The organism is Anaerofustis sp. (assembly GCF_019420015.1).
Lineage (GTDB): Bacteria > Bacillota > Clostridia > Eubacteriales > Anaerofustaceae > Anaerofustis.
Map to the genome: position 1 here is coordinate 40033 of NZ_JAHZIA010000001.1, position 17597 is coordinate 57629.

The 17597-nt window shown below is 30.5% G+C and carries 18 protein-coding genes; 5 read left to right on the forward strand and 13 right to left on the reverse strand.

Translation table 11 applies throughout. The features are described from left to right. Positions 1-158: 158 nt before the first annotated feature. A complete protein-coding gene (locus QZ357_RS00235; RefSeq protein WP_290770554.1) occupies positions 159-1220 on the reverse strand; it encodes a tyrosine-type recombinase/integrase in 1062 nt (353 codons plus the stop codon). 105 nt (positions 1221-1325) lie between these two features. Between QZ357_RS00235 and QZ357_RS00240 the strand changes: the two genes are divergently transcribed. From QZ357_RS00240 to QZ357_RS00260, 5 genes are all read left to right on the forward strand, one after another. Further along, entirely contained in the window at positions 1326-2030 is a 705-nt protein-coding gene (locus QZ357_RS00240; protein WP_290770556.1) for an AzlC family ABC transporter permease, read from the forward strand. Next, positions 2023-2364, forward strand: a complete 342-nt coding sequence (locus QZ357_RS00245) for a branched-chain amino acid transporter permease (RefSeq protein WP_290770558.1) — start codon at positions 2023-2025, stop codon at positions 2362-2364. The genes QZ357_RS00240 and QZ357_RS00245 overlap by 8 nt, the downstream gene beginning before the upstream one ends. Before the next feature lie 52 nt (positions 2365-2416). Beyond that, entirely contained in the window at positions 2417-4561 is a 2145-nt protein-coding gene (locus tag QZ357_RS00250; RefSeq protein ID WP_290770559.1) for a Tex family protein, read from the forward strand. A 139-nt stretch (positions 4562-4700) separates the two neighbouring features. Then, positions 4701-5168, forward strand: coding sequence for a flavodoxin (locus tag QZ357_RS00255; protein WP_290770561.1), 468 nt, complete (start codon positions 4701-4703; stop codon positions 5166-5168). Between the two features lie 33 nt (positions 5169-5201). Further along, entirely contained in the window at positions 5202-6368 is a 1167-nt protein-coding gene (locus QZ357_RS00260; protein ID WP_290770563.1) for an iron-containing alcohol dehydrogenase, read from the forward strand. A gap of 264 nt (positions 6369-6632) precedes the next feature. On the opposite strand, the gene QZ357_RS00265 is transcribed toward QZ357_RS00260, so the two are convergent. The 12 genes from QZ357_RS00265 to QZ357_RS00320 all read right to left on the reverse strand — a co-directional run. Further along, the gene (locus tag QZ357_RS00265) at positions 6633-7517 is read right to left on the reverse strand and encodes a tyrosine-type recombinase/integrase (protein WP_290770565.1); all 885 of its coding nucleotides are present in this window, start codon (positions 7515-7517) and stop codon (positions 6633-6635) included. Positions 7518-7563: 46 nt separating this feature from the next. Continuing rightward, positions 7564-8193, reverse strand: coding sequence for a 3-hexulose-6-phosphate synthase (gene hxlA, locus QZ357_RS00270; protein ID WP_290770566.1), 630 nt, complete (start codon positions 8191-8193; stop codon positions 7564-7566). Between the two features lie 82 nt (positions 8194-8275). Beyond that, the gene (locus QZ357_RS00275; RefSeq protein WP_290770567.1) at positions 8276-10273 is read right to left on the reverse strand and encodes a bifunctional 4-hydroxy-3-methylbut-2-enyl diphosphate reductase/30S ribosomal protein S1; all 1998 of its coding nucleotides are present in this window, start codon (positions 10271-10273) and stop codon (positions 8276-8278) included. Position 10274: 1 nt separating this feature from the next. After that, the gene (locus QZ357_RS00280) at positions 10275-10868 is read right to left on the reverse strand and encodes a 1-acyl-sn-glycerol-3-phosphate acyltransferase (RefSeq protein ID WP_290770569.1); all 594 of its coding nucleotides are present in this window, start codon (positions 10866-10868) and stop codon (positions 10275-10277) included. 3 nt (positions 10869-10871) lie between these two features. Then, positions 10872-11525 carry a (d)CMP kinase gene (gene cmk, locus QZ357_RS00285; protein ID WP_290770571.1) on the reverse strand — a complete coding sequence of 218 codons (654 nt, stop codon included), beginning with the start codon at positions 11523-11525 and terminating at the stop codon, positions 10872-10874. Positions 11526-11595: 70 nt separating this feature from the next. Continuing rightward, positions 11596-12027: a hypothetical protein gene (locus QZ357_RS00290; protein WP_290770573.1), complete on the reverse strand. Its 432-nt coding sequence runs from the start codon at positions 12025-12027 to the stop codon at positions 11596-11598. A 133-nt stretch (positions 12028-12160) separates the two neighbouring features. Beyond that, on the reverse strand, positions 12161-13396 hold the full coding sequence (locus QZ357_RS00295) for an NAD(P)/FAD-dependent oxidoreductase (RefSeq protein WP_290770575.1): 1236 nt from the start codon (positions 13394-13396) through the stop codon (positions 12161-12163). Then, complete coding sequence (locus QZ357_RS00300; RefSeq protein ID WP_290770578.1) at positions 13389-14555, reverse strand: phosphoglycerate dehydrogenase; 1167 nt, start codon at positions 14553-14555, stop codon at positions 13389-13391. Before QZ357_RS00300 ends, QZ357_RS00295 begins: the two co-directional genes overlap by 8 nt. A gap of 13 nt (positions 14556-14568) precedes the next feature. After that, entirely contained in the window at positions 14569-15642 is a 1074-nt protein-coding gene (serC, locus tag QZ357_RS00305) for a 3-phosphoserine/phosphohydroxythreonine transaminase (RefSeq protein ID WP_290770581.1), read from the reverse strand. Then, positions 15632-15871 (reverse strand): hypothetical protein, encoded by a 240-nt coding sequence (locus QZ357_RS00310; protein WP_290770586.1) that lies wholly within the window; start codon positions 15869-15871, stop codon positions 15632-15634. Before QZ357_RS00310 ends, serC begins: the two co-directional genes overlap by 11 nt. A gap of 14 nt (positions 15872-15885) precedes the next feature. Continuing rightward, on the reverse strand, positions 15886-16440 hold the full coding sequence (locus QZ357_RS00315; protein ID WP_290770587.1) for a hypothetical protein: 555 nt from the start codon (positions 16438-16440) through the stop codon (positions 15886-15888). A 12-nt stretch (positions 16441-16452) separates the two neighbouring features. Then, a partial coding sequence (locus QZ357_RS00320; protein ID WP_290770589.1) for a UDP-N-acetylmuramoyl-L-alanyl-D-glutamate--2,6-diaminopimelate ligase occupies positions 16453-17597 on the reverse strand: 1145 nt, incomplete at its 5' end.

The window sequence follows — 17597 nt, forward strand, 5'->3', positions numbered from 1 at the left end:
AGCAATCGAACAAATTATCTAATATTTGATTTTTAATATGAATATATGCTCGATATATATTAGCTCCCGACCCTCTTTAGGGATAATATAAACATATTGTAAACTCTAAAAAAAGACTGACTGTCAGTCTTTTTTTAGTATATTTATAATTAATTATATTAATCTTCTCTTAGTTTTGTAACTCTAGCTGCAATTTTTCTTCTTTCTTCTTCGATTGCTGCATAATGTTTTTTTGTTGTGTTTACGTCTTTATGTCCGAGAACATCTGCTACCAGGTAAATATCTCCGGTTTCTTTATATAAGTTTGTACCGTAAGTACTTCTTAACTTATGAGGAGAAATGTTTTTAAGGGGTACAACGATTTGAGTGTATTTCTTTAACATTTTTTGTATGGAGCTTTGTGTCATTCTTTTGTTTTGTAGGGATAAAAACAAAGCTTCTTCTTCGTTATCATCTTTCTCTTTTCTCTCTTTTAAGTAACGCAAAAGAGCATTTCTTACCTCTTCAGGTAAATATAATATTGTTTTATTTCCGCCTTTTCTCGTTACGACGAAACTGTTATTGTCAAAATCCACATCGTTTATATTCATTCCGACGCATTCACTTATACGAATTCCTGTTCCAACAAGCAAAGTAACAATTGCAAGATCTCTTACTTTCGTTTTATTGTGGTATTTCAGTTGTGAAGGAGTAAGGTTTTTACCGCTTTCTATCTCATCGAGTAAATTGGCAACCTCATGAGGTTCTAACCTTACAATCGGTTTTTCATAATTTTTTGGTAAATCCACAAGAACAGTAGGGTTTGTTTTTATAAGTTCTTTTTTAAAATAGTATTTATAAAAAGAACGAAGGGTGGAAAGTTTTCTCATTTTTCCTCTGTTTGAATTGGATAAACTTACCTTTGTTTCATCGTTTTTATAATGACCTTTTGTGTAATAAGACAGATATTCGCTGAAATCTTCAAGATCAACTGCCTTAATATAATCAAGATCCCTTAAACTTATATCCTTTATATCTTTATAATGTGTAAATTTAGGATGATTTTCTATTAAATATTCAAAGAATATTTTCAAATCCATCGCATAAGCTATTCTTGTTTTTATGGAGGTATTTGCGGAAATTCCTCTGAAAAATGTATTTACAAAGGAAGGAAGACATTCAATTTGTTTTCTCAGTTTAATGTTTAATTTATTTGACATTTCTTTACTGTAATCAGCCATTTTAGCCTCCAAAATAATTATATAAACAATTATATTACAATATTTTGAAAATTCAAAGCTTTGTATGCTATAATAATAAAAGTTTAGTTTACAAAGGAGTATTGAATGAGTAAGACATTTAAGGAAGCTTTTAAAGTAACCATGCCTGTACTTCTTGGATATTTGTCAATAGGGCTTGCGTTCGGACTTATGATGCAAAGTATCGGGCTTAATTTTATATGGGCAGGGGGAATGTCTCTTGTTATATACGCAGGAACACTTCAATATTTGGCTGTTATGATGTTTCAAACAGGAATGAGTATGATAAGTGTTGCACTTATGACACTTTTTGTTCATTTTAGACATATGGTTTATGGACTTTCTTTAATAGAAAAATTCAAAGATATAAGTTTTTTTAAGAAAGTATATATGATTTTTGGTTTAACTGATGAAACATATGCGCTATTAACTTCTTCAACCGTTCCTGAAAGTGTAAAAGACGATGTAGAAAACTACTATTTTTACATATCTATCTTAGACCATTCTTACTGGATTATAGGTTCAATTCTTGGTGCAACCATAGGTTCGCTTATAAATATAAACACAGAAGGTGTATCTTTTGCCATGATAGCACTATTTTGCGTTCTTTGCACAGAACAATGGTTTAACCTTAAATCAAAAGTACCGATTTTTATAGGAGGTATCTGTGCTTTAGTAACTTTATTTATTTTTGGACCTGATAATATGATGATACCTGCAATCATAGCAATAATGGTTCTTTTAATGGGAGATAGGAAAAAACTTGAAAAGGAGGGGATAATAAATGAATAAATATACTCTCTTTCAAGGATTGATGGCAATTGCAATAATGAGTGGAATTACGTTCTTTACAAGAGCTGTTCCTTTTGTACTTTTTTCAGGAAAAAACAAAAAACCAAATGATACGGTTTTATATCTTGGTAAAGTTCTTCCGCCGGCAATGATGGCAATGTTACTTATATACTGCTTAAAAGATACTTCTCTTATTTCTTATCCTTATGGAATACCTGAAATATTCTGTGTAATACTTGCAATAGGGCTACATGTATGGAAAAGAAATAATTTTATAAGTATATTCGGTTCAACAGTGGTATATATGATAATGGTACAATATATATTCGTTTAAAACTTCACGAAATAATTATTTAGTGAAGCAGATTATATAAAAGAGGTAAAACATGCAAGAAATAATAAATATATTATCAAAAGAATTTGACAGAAAACCAAAACACATTGAAAATGTAATTGAAATGCTTGATAAGGGGGATACTGTTCCTTTTATAGCAAGATACCGTAAAGAACTTACAGGTTCAATGGATGACCAGCTTTTAAGAGAAGTTACACAAAGACTTGGATATTTAAGAAACTTAAAAGAAAGAAAAGAAGAAGTAATTAGTTCTATTAAAAAACTTGATAAACTTACAAAAGAACTTGAAGAAGAAATAAATAACGCAAATACATTATCTGAAGTTGAAGATTTATACAGGCCTTATAAGCCAAAAAGGAAAACAAGAGCATCAATTGCAAAGGAAAAAGGTCTTGAGCCATTAAGCGATATTATCCTTTCACAAGAAGTAAATTTAGAGGATATAAAAGAAATAGCAAAAGCTTATATAAGCGAAGAAAAAGGCGTAAAGGATGAGGAAGAAGCCCTTAAAGGTGCGCTTGACATAATCGCTGAAAACATTTCAGACAATGCAAACATAAGAAAAGAACTTAAAAATTTAATCAGAAACAAAGGTAAAATAATAAGCAAAAACACTAAAGATGAAGACAGTGTATACAGTACATATTATGAATTTTCCGAAAATATAAAAAGACTTCAAGGACACAAAGTTTTAGCTTTAAACAGAGGAGAAAAAGAAGGATTCTTAAAGGTCAATATAGAGCTTAATAAAGACGAAGCTTTAAGTATAATCCATAAATACGTTATAAAAAATACAAAAAGCAGTGCATATGAATATTTAAAAGAAACTTGTATTGATGCTTTCGACAGACTAATTTTCCCATCTATTGAAAGAGAAATAAGAAGTGATTTGACGGAAAGCGCAAATGAAAGTGCAATAAAGACTTTTTCTACAAACCTAAAACAGCTTTTAATGCAGCCACCCGTAAAAAACAAAGTAACTCTCGGGCTTGACCCTGCTTACAGAACAGGCTGTAAAATCGCGGTAGTGGACGGAACGGGAAAAGTCCTTGACACAACCGTAATCTACCCAACACCACCACATAACAAAATCGAAGAAAGCGAAAAGATAATTAAAGATTTAATAAGTAAACATAACGTTGAAGTTATTTCAATAGGTAACGGAACAGCGTCAAGAGAATCAGAAAAATTTGTTGCCGATACAATAAAAGGCACAAAGGTTCAATATGTTGTTGTGAGTGAAGCCGGAGCGTCTGTTTATTCAGCTTCAAAACTTGCGGCAAAAGAATTCCCTGATTATGATGTTGCCTTAAGAAGTGCCGTTTCAATAGCAAGAAGACTTCAAGACCCTCTTGCGGAACTTGTAAAAATAGACCCAAAAAGCATAGGAGTTGGACAGTATCAACACGATATGCCAAAGGCTAAATTAAATGAAGCATTAACAGGTGTTGTCGAAAGTGCCGTAAACAGCGTTGGCGTAGACCTTAACACAGCCTCTGTATCATTGCTTGAATATGTTGCGGGAGTAAGCAGTGCCGTTGCAAAAAATATCGTAGCATACAGAGAAGAAAACGGAATGTATACAAAAAGAAGCGAGCTTTTAAAAGTTCCGAAACTTGGTAAGAAATCATATGAGCAATGTGCAGGTTTCTTAAGAGTTGCGGAAAGTTCAAATCCTCTTGATAACTCAGGAGTTCACCCTGAATCATACAAAGCGGCAAAGAAAGTTCTTGAACTTACAGGACATACTCTAAAAGACATTAACACAGAAAACATAAAATCAATAACGGAAGAAGCCGAAAAAATCGGACTTAACAATATTTCAAATGAATGTGAAGTGGGTATACCAACACTTAAAGACATACTAAAAGAATTAATCAAACCCGGAAGAGACCCAAGGGATGAACTTCCAAAACCTATTTTAAGAAGCGATGTAATGGAAATGGAAGATTTAATTGTAGGTATGAAACTTATGGGTACGGTAAGAAATGTTGTTGATTTTGGAGCCTTTGTAGATATAGGAGTTCATCAAGACGGACTTGTTCATATATCTCAAATATCAAATTCATTTATAAAACACCCTAGCGATAAACTTAAAACAGGGGATATAGTTGAAGTAACCGTTACCGACGTAGATAAAAAGAAAGGAAGAATTTCCCTTTCGATGATTATGTAGTAATAAAAAGACCTAAATTAACTTAGGTCTTTTTATTTTGTTAGAAAAATTTATTAAAAAAATACAAATAAAGTATTGACATGGAGTAAGCTCCAGGTGATAGACTAAAATCAGAAAGAAAACAAGGAGGCAAAAAAACATGAAAAATTTATTGGTTGCTTATTTTTCTGCAACGGGTACAACAAAAAGAAAAGCGGAAATGCTTGCTGAAACTTTAAATTGCGATATTTATGAAATAGAACCTAAAGAAATTTACACAAATAAGGACTTGGACTGGACAAATAAAAATTCCAGAAGTTCTGTTGAAATGAATGACAAATCATACAGACCCGAAATTATTGACAATAATCCTCATATTGAAAATTATGACGTAATATTTTTGGGTTTTCCTATTTGGTGGTATACCGCACCTACAATTATCAATACATTTCTTGAAAGTTATGATTTTAAAGGCAAAACAATTGTATTGTTTGCCACATCAGGAGGAAGCGGTTTAAGCGGTATTGCAAAAGATTTGGAAAAAAGCGTATCTTCCGAAACTGTCATAAAAGAAGGAAAACTTTTAAACGGAAATGTCACAAAGGAAGCTTTTGAAAGCTTTATTTAAGAAATAAATTTATAATAAGGAGAATAAAATAAAATGTTAGGAAATTTTTCATACTCTAATCCTACCAAATTATACTTTGGTAAAGACTCATTAAATTATTTAAACGAAGAGTTAAAAAATTATGGTAAAAATATTATGCTTAGCTATGGCGGTGGTTCAATAAAGAAAAACGGCATATATGATAAGGTAATCGAAATCTTAAAAGCAAATGACAAAAACATTTTTGAAGATCCCGGAGTAATGCCAAATCCAACGGTTGAAAAACTTTATGAAGGATGTAAAATAGCAAAAGAAAACAATGTAGATTTAATTCTTGCGGTAGGGGGAGGATCTGTATGCGACTATGCAAAAGCTGTTTCAGTTTCGACTTACTGCAATGAAGATCCATGGGATAAATATTATTTAAGAATGGAAGATGTAGATAATAAAATTATTCCGGTAGGATGTGTACTTACAATGGTAGGAACAGGTTCTGAAATGAATGGGGGAGCAGTAATTACAAATCATGAACAAAAACTAAAAATAGGTCATGTATTTGGTGAAAATGTATTCCCTAAATTCTCAATTTTAAATCCGGAATTTACATACACGCTTCCTCAATATCAAATGATAGCAGGTTTTTACGATATTATGAACCATATTACGGAACAATATTTTTCCGGTAATGATGACAATACTTCGGATTATATAAGCGAAGGTCTTCTTAAATCTTTAATTCACAGCTCTAGAATTGCCGTAAAAAATCCAAAAGATTACGAGGCAAGAAGTAATATAATGTGGATTGCTACATGGGCATTAAATACTCTTATTGCAAAAGGAAAGACTACGGACTGGATGGTTCATATGATAGGTCAGGCAGTAGGGGCTTATACCGATGCTACACACGGAATGACTTTATCTGCAGTTTCAATGGCATATTACCGTTATATTTGTCCATACGGTTTAGATAAATTTAAAAGATTTGCAATAAACGTTTGGGGAGTAAATCCTGAAAACAAAACAGACGAAGAAATTGCAAAAGAAGGTCTTGACAAGATGGAAGAATGGATGAAAGAAATCGGTCTTGTTATGAATATAACGGATTTGGGCGTTAAAGAAGATATGATTGAAGATATTGTAAAAAGTACATTTGTTATGGAAGGCGGTTACAAAAAGCTTGAACATGACGAAATCGTTAAAATACTTAAAGAAAGTTTGTAATAAAAAAACGGTTCTTAATTGAATCGTTTTTTTTATTATATAAAAAATAATATTTTAAAGGGAACATAAATAGTTTTCAATCAACTTTCCACTAAAGACAACTTTAACATAGAATTGACTGTATTTTATACTATATTTAACATATTTTTATACATCTCCTCAAATCCTTTGATTATCAATGTTTTGGCGTCTTATATGACATAAATATAATTATATTTATAACATTCTGAAATATTTTACAATTACCCCTTTTAACTTTATTAATTAAAATTTACTAAAAGGATTTTTATTCATATCAATTTCTTCTTTTTCATCCTTTAAATATCTTTCAATCTGTTTATCTGTTTTAAGTCCAAGAAAGGATTTTATTTCATTAAAACCTGCATTGTTATATTCTTTCAACATTTTAACTGAAGTATTTCTTAATATATTACTGCTTATCCCTTTTTCTTCTATTCCGATTCTCTTAAGAGCGTTTTTAACGATTTCCTGAATACGTCTTGTGGATATTGGTTTTTCAGGATTTGAAGGACTGTTTAACAGGTATAATTGGTCGTTCGAAAATAAAAAACGGCTTAAAATGGCTCTGAGAGCGTCATTTATTTTAATAACTCTCTCATTTTCACTGTTTTTGTTTATTATGATATTATTATCAAAAATATCCCCGGTTTTTATATTTTGAACTTCTTTGACCGTAAGTCCATTGAATAACATAAGAAAAATTATTATTTGATTCTTTTCCGGTTCAATATTTTTTACATAATCTATTAAATCTCTTATCTGCTCATTATTTAGCGTTTCATTTTTTAAACTTGAATTATCATATCTGAATTTAAAACTAACTATTTCATTTGTACTGCTGAATTTATTATTTACAAACTTATAAAAATTCTTAATTGAAGATATTTTTCTTGCAATGGTTTTATCAGAATTATTGAGTTCTTTTCTAAGGTAATCAACATAAGCATACATATCAATATTATTAAGACTTAAATAAAAATCTTTTTCGTATTTAACGTCTAAATTATCAATATGATTTCTTTTCTTCATAAAGGAAAGAAAAGTATTTAAATCATAAGCATATCCTTTATTTGATGAAGTTGACATATTATTATTTTTCAAAAATTCATTTATAAGTTTATTTTCCATTTTACAACTACTTCACTAAATATTTATTTAGTGAATATATCTTTCGTTATTTTATTAATTCTCTTATTTGTTTTGCAGTATACAGAGGGTTTTCTGCTTTTACAAGACCGCTACCGACAATAACAACATCCGCTCCGGCTTTACTTATATCTTCTGCAGTATTAATGTTAATCCCCCCGGCAACACTGATTTTAGTGTTCTTTACCATTTGGTTCACTTTTTTAAGTGTATCTAAAGGACTTTCCCCTGTTTTTTGCACATCAACACCTGTATGCACACATATATAATCAACACCCAAATTATCTAAATAGTTTACTCTAGCTTCTAAATCTTCTACTCCTATCAAATCAACCAGCAATTCTTTATTTTCTTTTTTTACTTCTTTTAAAGAATCTTCAATGGTGATATTATCGGCAAGAGCTAGCACTGTAACTATATCTGATCCTGCCTTTAAAGCAATTTGAGTTTCCAGTGCACCGCCATCCATAATCTTAAAATCTGCAAGAACTTTCTTATTGGGGAAATGCTTCTTTAATTCTTTCACACCCTCCGCACCATATTTATACACCATAGGAGTACCGAATTCAATAATATCTATATAATCATAGACCATATTGCCTATTTCAATACATTCTTCCAATTTGTTATCGTCAAAAGCTATTTGTAATTTTTTCATTATCAAATCTCCTTATTTAAATTAAATTGACAATTTTAATAAAAATCCCCGCATCAAAAAAGATACGGGGAAACATTAAATACTATTCAGATTTTAAAAGATCTCCGAAAATATCACCTAATGTAACGTTGCTGTCTTCTTTGTGATATAATTTATTTCTTTCAATCTTTCTTTTTGGTGGATCCATAGTTTCTTTAATACTTAAAGAAACTTTTCTTTTGTCTTTATTGATTTCAATAATTTTAACAGTTACTTCATCACCGGTTTTTACTGCATCTTCAACTTTATTTACTCTGTCATGTGATAACTGAGAAATATGAATTAAACCTTCAACATCAGGAATAATTTCTGCAAATGCACCAAAATTAGTAGTATTTTTTATTTTTGCAGGAACTGTTTGACCTACTGAATAATTTTCAATAAATTCTTGCCATGGTTCCTTTGTTAAATCTTTAAGACTTAATTTAACTTTGTAATTATCTTTATCAAGTTCTGTTACTACTGCTTTTACAGTATCTTCAACTTTATATAAGTCATTGATGTTGTTTACTCTTTTCCAAGCTATGTCTGAAATATGAATAAAACCATCAACTCCGTTTAAATCAATAAACATACCGAAGTTTGTTATGTTTTTAATAGGAGCTTCAACAACTTTACCTATTTCAAGAGCTGAGATAGCAGCATCTTTTAATTCTTTTTCTTTTGCTTTTCTTTCTTTGTAAGCTTCTTCCAATAGAACTTTTCTAGAAACAATAATTTTGTTTTTGTTTTTATCAAATTCCACAATTCTGCATTCTACTTCTTTTCCTAGTAAACTGTCAAAATCTTTTATGAATCTTACATCATAATAAGAAGCAGGCATAAAAGCTTTAACGAATCCTAAGTCAACTATTAATCCGCCTTTAACCACTTTTGTGATTTTAGCGTTAACAGTTTCTTTTGAATCGAATTTTTCTTTTGCTTCATCCAAAGCGCTTAATTCGTCAACTTTTATTTTTGACAAAGAAACGTTACCTGTTCCGTCATTCATTTTCATAACCATAACTTTAACTTTATCACCTTTAGCAGCTTTTGTAGTTAAATCTTCCATTAGGTCATATAAATAATCAGCTTTTTTTACAATTCCGTCAGATTTGTAACCGATATTCATTGTTACTTCGTTATGGTCAACAGCAACGATTTCACCTTCTATTATATCCCCTTCTCTAAATTCTTTCATTGATTCTGCGATGTTTTTTTCAAAACTATCCACCATGTTGTTATCCATAGTATTCATTACCTCCTCTATTAACTGGGTTGGTGTAGATGCTCCAGCCGTTAGTCCAATATTCTTATATTCTTTTATAGCATCGTCCAAATCCGAAGCATTTTCAACAAAGAAAACATTTTTACATTTTGATTTACTTATTTCAACCAATTTCTTTGTATTTGAGCTATGAGTATCACCAACAACTACCATAGCTTCCACTTCCGATGCTATCAAACTGGCTTCTTCTTGCCTTACGCTTGTTGCATTGCATATCGTATTGAATACTACAACATTTGCGCAATTTTCTTCAATAATATTTACTATATCATTAAAAAGAGATTCTATTATTGTAGTCTGAGCAACAATACAAACGTTATTGTCCGTATTAAAAAGCTCGGCTTCTTCCTTTGAAAAAATGACATGGGCTTCGTTTTCACACCAGCCGTTTACACCTATTACTTCAGGATGAGATTTATCTCCTACAATTATTATAGTATAACCTTTATTATGATATTTTTCAACCTTATTTTGAATAGATTTTACATAAGGACAGGTTGCGTCGATCAGTTTTAAATTTTTTGCTTTTATTTTATCGTAAATATACTTACCGACTCCGTGAGAACGGATAATTACCGTGCCCTCATCAATTTTATCTAAATCATCTATTATATCCACGCCTTTTTCTTTAAGTTCATTCGTAACAAACGCATTATGTATTAAAGGTCCCAGCGTATACACTTTTTTTTTGTTTTGGCTTGCCTCATATGCCATATTTACGGCATTGTTAACGCCAAAGCAATATCCTGCACTTTTTGCTTTTATTATATTCATTTTATAATTCCTTTAATCTTATAATTTCAGGATAAATTTCTTTTTTGCATATTTCTATGAAATCTTCACCGCTGAGCTTTTTACCGTAATATTTATCCAAATAAATCGGTTTGCCGTAATTTATCACAAGAGGCTTTCTGAATTTATATTCTCCTCTTATTCCTACGGGAACAACAGGAACCTTCATTCTTGTTGCAAGTAAAACCAATCCACCTTTGGGTTCAAGCATATCTTTATCCGTTTTATTTCTTGTTCCTTCAGGAAAAAGGCCTAAAACTTCTTTATTTTTAAGTACTTTAATAGCGGTTTTTATTGCTACAATATCATTATCTTCTCTTTTTACCGGTATTGCGTATACTTTATGTAGAAACCAATTTAAAAATTTGGATTTAAATAAGACATCCTTTGCCATAAAATGGAGATGTCTACCTTTAATTTGCACAGCCATTAAAACAGGATCCCAAATATGGATATGATTTCCCGATATTATGTAAGCTTCTTCATTACCGGGAAGATTTTCGAGCCCTGTGACTTTGACATTATATACAATTTTTAATAAAACCTTTATTACAGGTCTTAAAATATCATATAACATATATTACCTACTAACTTTATTTATAATAAATTCAACAACATTTTCAATATTCATATCAGAAGTATCCAAAACCAAAGCATCATCACAAATTATCAAAGGATCAACTTCTCTGTTTTTGTCATTTTCATCTCTTCGCTTGATATCTTCCAAAATATCTTCGTAGGGAACTTCCTTTCCTCTTTCAATATTTTGAAGGTATCTTCTTTTTGCTCTTTCTTCAGCAGACGCATCCAGATAAAACTTAAATTCTGCATCAGGTAAAACAACGCTTCCTATGTCTCTGCCATCCATTATAACGCTTTTCCCTTTTGATATTTCACGCTGTATGAATACCATTTTTTCTCTTACTTGTTTTATAGCGGCATATAAAGATACGTTTTTATCTATATTTTCATATCTTATTTCTTTTGTAATATTTTGATCATTAAGAAATACATCATCTTTATCAAGCACTAAATCTATATTGTTTAAAAGATGATTTATACCTTCTTCATCTTCCGGCTTTACATTATTTTCAATAGCATAATATGTGAAAGCTCTATACATAGACCCTGTATCGAGATACGTTATATCTAATTTTTTTGCTATGATTTTTGCTACAGTACTCTTTCCTGACCCGGCAGGACCGTCAATAGCTATATTTATTATATTATCCATTCAATACCTCAAAATAATTATAAATATTACAATTTATTATATAATAAGTTTATCTTTTTAACAAGCATTTTTACTCTATTTTAACATCAAAAAGTTTATTGATTCCCTTTGTAAACGTATATTTTTTACCGTTTAAAGGATTTTTTATATTCTCAGATACTTTCAGTATCAATACGTTTAGCTCCTCTTCTTTGTACCTTCTTAAATCAATTTCCACAACATCTTTATTCTTTACAGCCAATGTCATTATATTATCTTTTAAAGTATAATTGAAGTTTTCTTCACCGTTTACTAAAATTTTAACGTTTTTGGGAGAACTTAAAGACATTTTTACTACGCCTGCTTTTATATAATTGCTTGAATTTACCAGTTTTGTTTCGTTTGAAGTGTTATTGCTTACAGTGGATATAATCTCGTTTCTGTTCATAATATTAAGACCTATACAAACAATACTTAAAATCACTATAACACTTACAATAAATTTTTCAAATTTATATACCATATTTACCACCTGTTTCCTACTTATATTCTATGCCTTAATATAAAAAAAATACTTATTACGTATACAATCCATTTCTTTTATTTGATGATAATATAAAGTATATATAAAAAAAGAACACAAATAATATGTGTTCTTAGTGTAAATTTTGTCCGGCCAAATACCCGGTGGAAAAGGCAATCTGCAAATTATATCCTCCGGTTACTCCATGAACGTCTATGATTTCTCCGGCAAAAAATAAATTTTTGATAATTTTTGATTCCATTGTCGAAGGGTTTATTTCTTTAACATTTACCCCTCCGTTTGTAATTATCGCTTCTTTAAAGTCTCCCAAACCTGTAATATTTATCTCTAGATTTTTGATAAGCTTTAATATAATCTTTCTTTCTTCTTTTGTAATCTGATTTATTTGTTTTTCTTTATCTATGTCGCTCAATTCGATTACTTTTAAAGCCAACGATTTAGGCAACAGCAAATCAAGAGAATTTTTAACCATTTTATTGTTGTTTGACTCAAAATCTTTAAGAAGTCTTTTTTCCAAAGTCTTAATTTCAAGAGCAGGCTTTAAATCAATTTTTATCTTGGTATCATATGTTTTATCCATATTTATGAAATTGCTTAAAAAAAGTACCGTAGGACCTGACACTCCTTTATGAGTAAAAAGAAGTTCACCGAATATACTTCTTTTTGTTTTCTTTCCTTCTATCAATTCTACATTGACATTTTTTAATGTCAGTCCCATCAACTCATGAACCCATTTGTCAGAAGACAACAATTGTACCAAAGCCGGAACAGGCTTTTCTATGGTATGTCCCAATTTTTTTGCCATAATAAACCCATAACCGTCACTTCCCGTCGCCGGATAACTCTTTCCTCCTGTGGCAAGAATAACATTATCCGCATATAACTTTTCCCCACCTTTGATAACAATACCTTTTACACAGCCATTATCAATCAACATATCCTTTACTTCGGTATTATACAAAATCTCACAATTTTTATACCCTTTTATTATATTAAGCAAAGTTTTGGTAACATCGCTTGCCTTGTCACTTTCGGGGAAAACCCTGTCGCCTCTTTCCGTTTTTGTTTTAAGCCCGTTTTTATTAAGCATATTTAAAAGCGCTTTATTGTCAAATGTATAAAGAGCACTGTACAAAAACTCTTTATTTTTCACTATGTAATCAAAAAATTCATAAATATCTTTATTGTTTGTAAGATTACATCTGCCTTTACCTGTAATATAAATCTTTTTACCGGCTTTTTCGTTTTTCTCAATAATCGTAACTTTTTTACCGCATTCTAAAGAGGAGATAGCTGCCATCAAGCCGCTAGCTCCCCCTCCTATGATTATTACATCTTTTTTAGTCATTATGTAAAACTCTTACGGAAATTATTCCTTTTACTTCTTTCAATGTATTTTCGGTATATTCACTGACATCACTGTCAATATCAATCATAGTATAAGCATTTTCACCCTTGCTTTTATTAATCATATTTGCAATATTGACATCATTGCTGGCAAGTAACGATGAAAATTGTCCTACCATATTAGGGATATTTTTATGGATTATACATATTCTTGCCTTAGAAGCCATTTGTCCCAAATCACATTCAGGAAAGTTTACACTGTTTTTAATATTACCGTTTTCCAAATATTCTCTTACCTGTCTTGCCGCCATAACAGCACAGTTTGTTTCTGATTCCGGTGTTGAAGCTCCAAGATGAGGAATACAAATTATATTTTCATTTCCCAAAAGTTTTTCATTAGGGAAATCCGTTACATAACAGGCTACTTTTCCACTTTCAACAGCTTCCAATATAGCATCGTCATTTACAAGTCCACCCCTGGCAAGGTTTATTATTTTGATATTATCTTTTGCTTTTGAAAGAAGTTCTTTATTTACAGTATCTTTTGTAGAGTCCATTAAAGGTACATGGATAGTTACAAAATCACATCTTTGGAATATTCTTTCTAAATCATAACTTCTGTTTATATTTTTATTTATACTCCAAGCATGCTCAACAGATAAATAAGGGTCATAACCGTAAACTTCCATACCGAGAGCATCCAGTGCATTCGCAACCAATACTCCAATCGCTCCCAAACCTATTACCCCTACTTTTTTGCCTAAAAGCTCGTTACCTTTAAAGTTTGATTTTTCTTTTTCAACTATTTTTGCCACATCATCATTTTTATCCAATGTTTGAATCCAGTTGGCACCTTTTGTAACATTTCTTGCAGCAAGTAAAAATGCACATAATACAAGTTCTTTTACGGCATTGGCATTTGCTCCTGGAGTGTTCATTACAACAACACCTTTTTCGGTACACTGCTCTACAGGAACATTGTTGTATCCGGCACCTGCTCTCGCTATAACTTTACAACTGTCAGATATATTTTCATCATTTAAGTTATAACTTCTAAGTATAATACCGTCATAATTATCATTGTCTTCAACTTTTACATTTTCACCAAGTAAATTAAGTCCTTCTTTTGCAATTTTGTTAAATGTTTTAATTTTGTACATAATTTATCTCTCCTTAATTGTTTGTCTTTTCATATTTATACATAAAGTCAATTAATTTTTTTACATCACATAGAGTCACTCCGTTGTATAACCCTACTCGTACGGCATTTTTTATTGATTTACTGATATTTATTATATCACTTTTTTTTGCACATTCTATAAAATCATCAGTATTTTTAACATTAAATACCAACGAAGTGACGGATCTGTCTTCTTTTACAATATCATTACCGTAAAATTCACTCTCATCTATAAAATCATAAAGCAAATTAGATTTTTCTATATTTACTTTTTCCATTTCCTTTACACCGCCGAACTCTTTTAAATACTTCAGCATTTCGTATATTATATACAAAGAAAAAGTATTCGGTGTCGTAAAGGAATTGTCGGAGTAAAAATAGTCCTTATATGACAGTATTTTCATAATATTTTTATCAGTTTCTTTTTCAAGCATATTTCGCTTTATTATAACTACACTCATACCGCTTGTACCCATATTTTTTGCACAGCTTGCAAAAGAAAGAGCAAACTCATTTATATTATAACTTTCACTTAAAAGGTTCGATGTCATATCCGCAATAAGAGGTATATCTCCTATCTTCGGTATTTTGTCTTTATTGAATTTGGATCCGGAAGATGTATTATTTGTACACATGAACAAATATTTAGAATTTTCGTCTATATCTTTTTTTGTTATTTTAGGAAGAGGTCCGTGGTTATTCATCAGATTAATCTGATTTACATTTGTATATTTTTCAGCCTCAATAACAGCATTATTTGTCCATAAATCACTGTTTATCATGGTTACAGTTTCATTTTTGGAAGCAAAATTAAGGGGAACCATCGCAAAGTGTATACTGGCACCTCCGTTAATGAATAACACTTCCATATCATCATTTAAATCAAGGAGTTCCTTAAATAAAGAAACTGTATCATTCATAAGATCTATAAAAACAGGATTTTTATAGTTAAGTTCCAAAGCAGAAAATCCATTTGAATAAAAATTGTTTATATTTGAAGTTATTCTGGATATCACATCTTTGGGTATAACCGGAGAAGATGCGGAAAAGTTCAGTTTATCTGCCATGTCTTCTTAACCATTCCTCTCTTTTTAATTTATTTTTTCTTTCAATTTCCCTGAGTAATCTTTTTTCTTCTTTCTTGCCTTCATGCTCAAGATGTTTAAAGTTTCTGTATCCGTAATGCCTCGCGGTGTTATCAAATCTTTTCATATATTTTAAATAAAATCCTCTTGCATATAGAAAAACAAAAACTATAAAAATCAAACCGGCAAGAACTGCTAAAATCAATTTCATATTTAAATCCTTAATTACATTATTACATGTTCTGCTATTTTCTTATAATCATTTATATATCCTTCGTATATCAACTTACTGTTCATGAATCCTTCAAAATCCATAGGGCGTCTTCTGGTATGGGCATCGTTAAATGAATAAAGACCGCTTTCTTCAAATAAATAAGATAAGAACTCGGCACAATAATAATGCTTTTCTCTTTTTATATCAAAACCTATTCCGTTACCTATAAGCCCGAGAATATTGAATTTATAATTGTATCTATCTTTATAAAATTCATCTATAATTTCTTTTATATTATTATAAATTCTTTCGTCCACACTGCACTCATATACCAAACATGGAATATCTTGAAATGTTGCATAAAAACCTGTTTCCCAATCTTCTTTTATAAACCCTGCAATAAGGGGATTTTTTGGTCGCCTTCTTCCGAAACAATACATCTCATCCAGTCCGATATCAAGAGATATCGATACATGATTATAAGGTTTTCCGACAACAAAACGTATTATTCTCGCTAAAAATGTCCTTGTGCTTGTAAGCACTATATAAATATTCTTATTTTCCATATAAAAACTCTTTTAAAATTGTAATGATTTTTTTATTTCTTCTCTATCCGAAAAGTAATATTTCTTGTCTCCGATTTCCTGGTATGTTTCGTGTCCTTTACCAAGAATCAAAAGTATTTCTTCTTTATTTTTTAACTTATTTTTAACTGCCGTATCTATAGCTTCTTTTCTGTCATAAATAATTTTAACTTTACTTTTATCTTCAATACCATTTAATATATCCTTTATTATATCTTCATTTCTTTCTTTTCTAGGATTATCCATAGTTAAAATTATATTGTCTGCATATTTTTGAGCAACACTACCCATAATAGGTCTTTTTCCATGATCACGGTTTCCTCCGCATCCGAACACCAGGGTTATTTTCTTATCACTTACTTCTCTTATAAGTTTAAGCACATTTTCCATCGCATCCGGTGTATGAGCATAGTCAATAAATATATCTTCACCGACTTTTTCTATCCTGCCGTTTGTACCGTGATAATTTAATATTGCATCTTTTATCTTGTTATAATCTATCCCCTCTTTAAGCGCTATGATAATGGCAGGAACTACATTATAAATATTAAATTTACCTATTGAATTTATTTCAAAATAATATTTTCTTTTACCGTTTATAAGCTCAAAAGAAGATTTATCCAGTGATAGTTCTTTTACTTCTATACGATAGTCACATTTATCGTTTATTCCGAATGATATAACTTCTTTTTTATCGTTTTTAAGTTCTGTGTAAAGTCTGCTTCCGTATTCGTCATCTGTATTAATGATGCTGAAATTATCAACCATATAATAAAGTTTCTTTTTTGCTTGATAATATTCTTCCATAGTTTTATGAAAATCCAAATGATCCATTGATAAGTTTGAAAAAACACCAATATAAAAATTAAGATAACTTACTCTGTCAAGAACCAACCCGTGAGACGAAACTTCAAGAAAACAATAATCGGTTTTACTACTTGCCATTTCGTCAAAATCTTTTGTAAGTTCTGTTATTTCTGGAGTCGTTCTTATAACTTGACCCTCAAGTTTTGTATTCTTTCTCCCTAGAGTACCTATATAATCCGTTTTATATCCTAAATTTGAAAAAAGAGTATTTGCTATATCACAAAAAGACGTTTTCCCGTTCGTTCCACTTATACCTATTAACTTTATTTTTT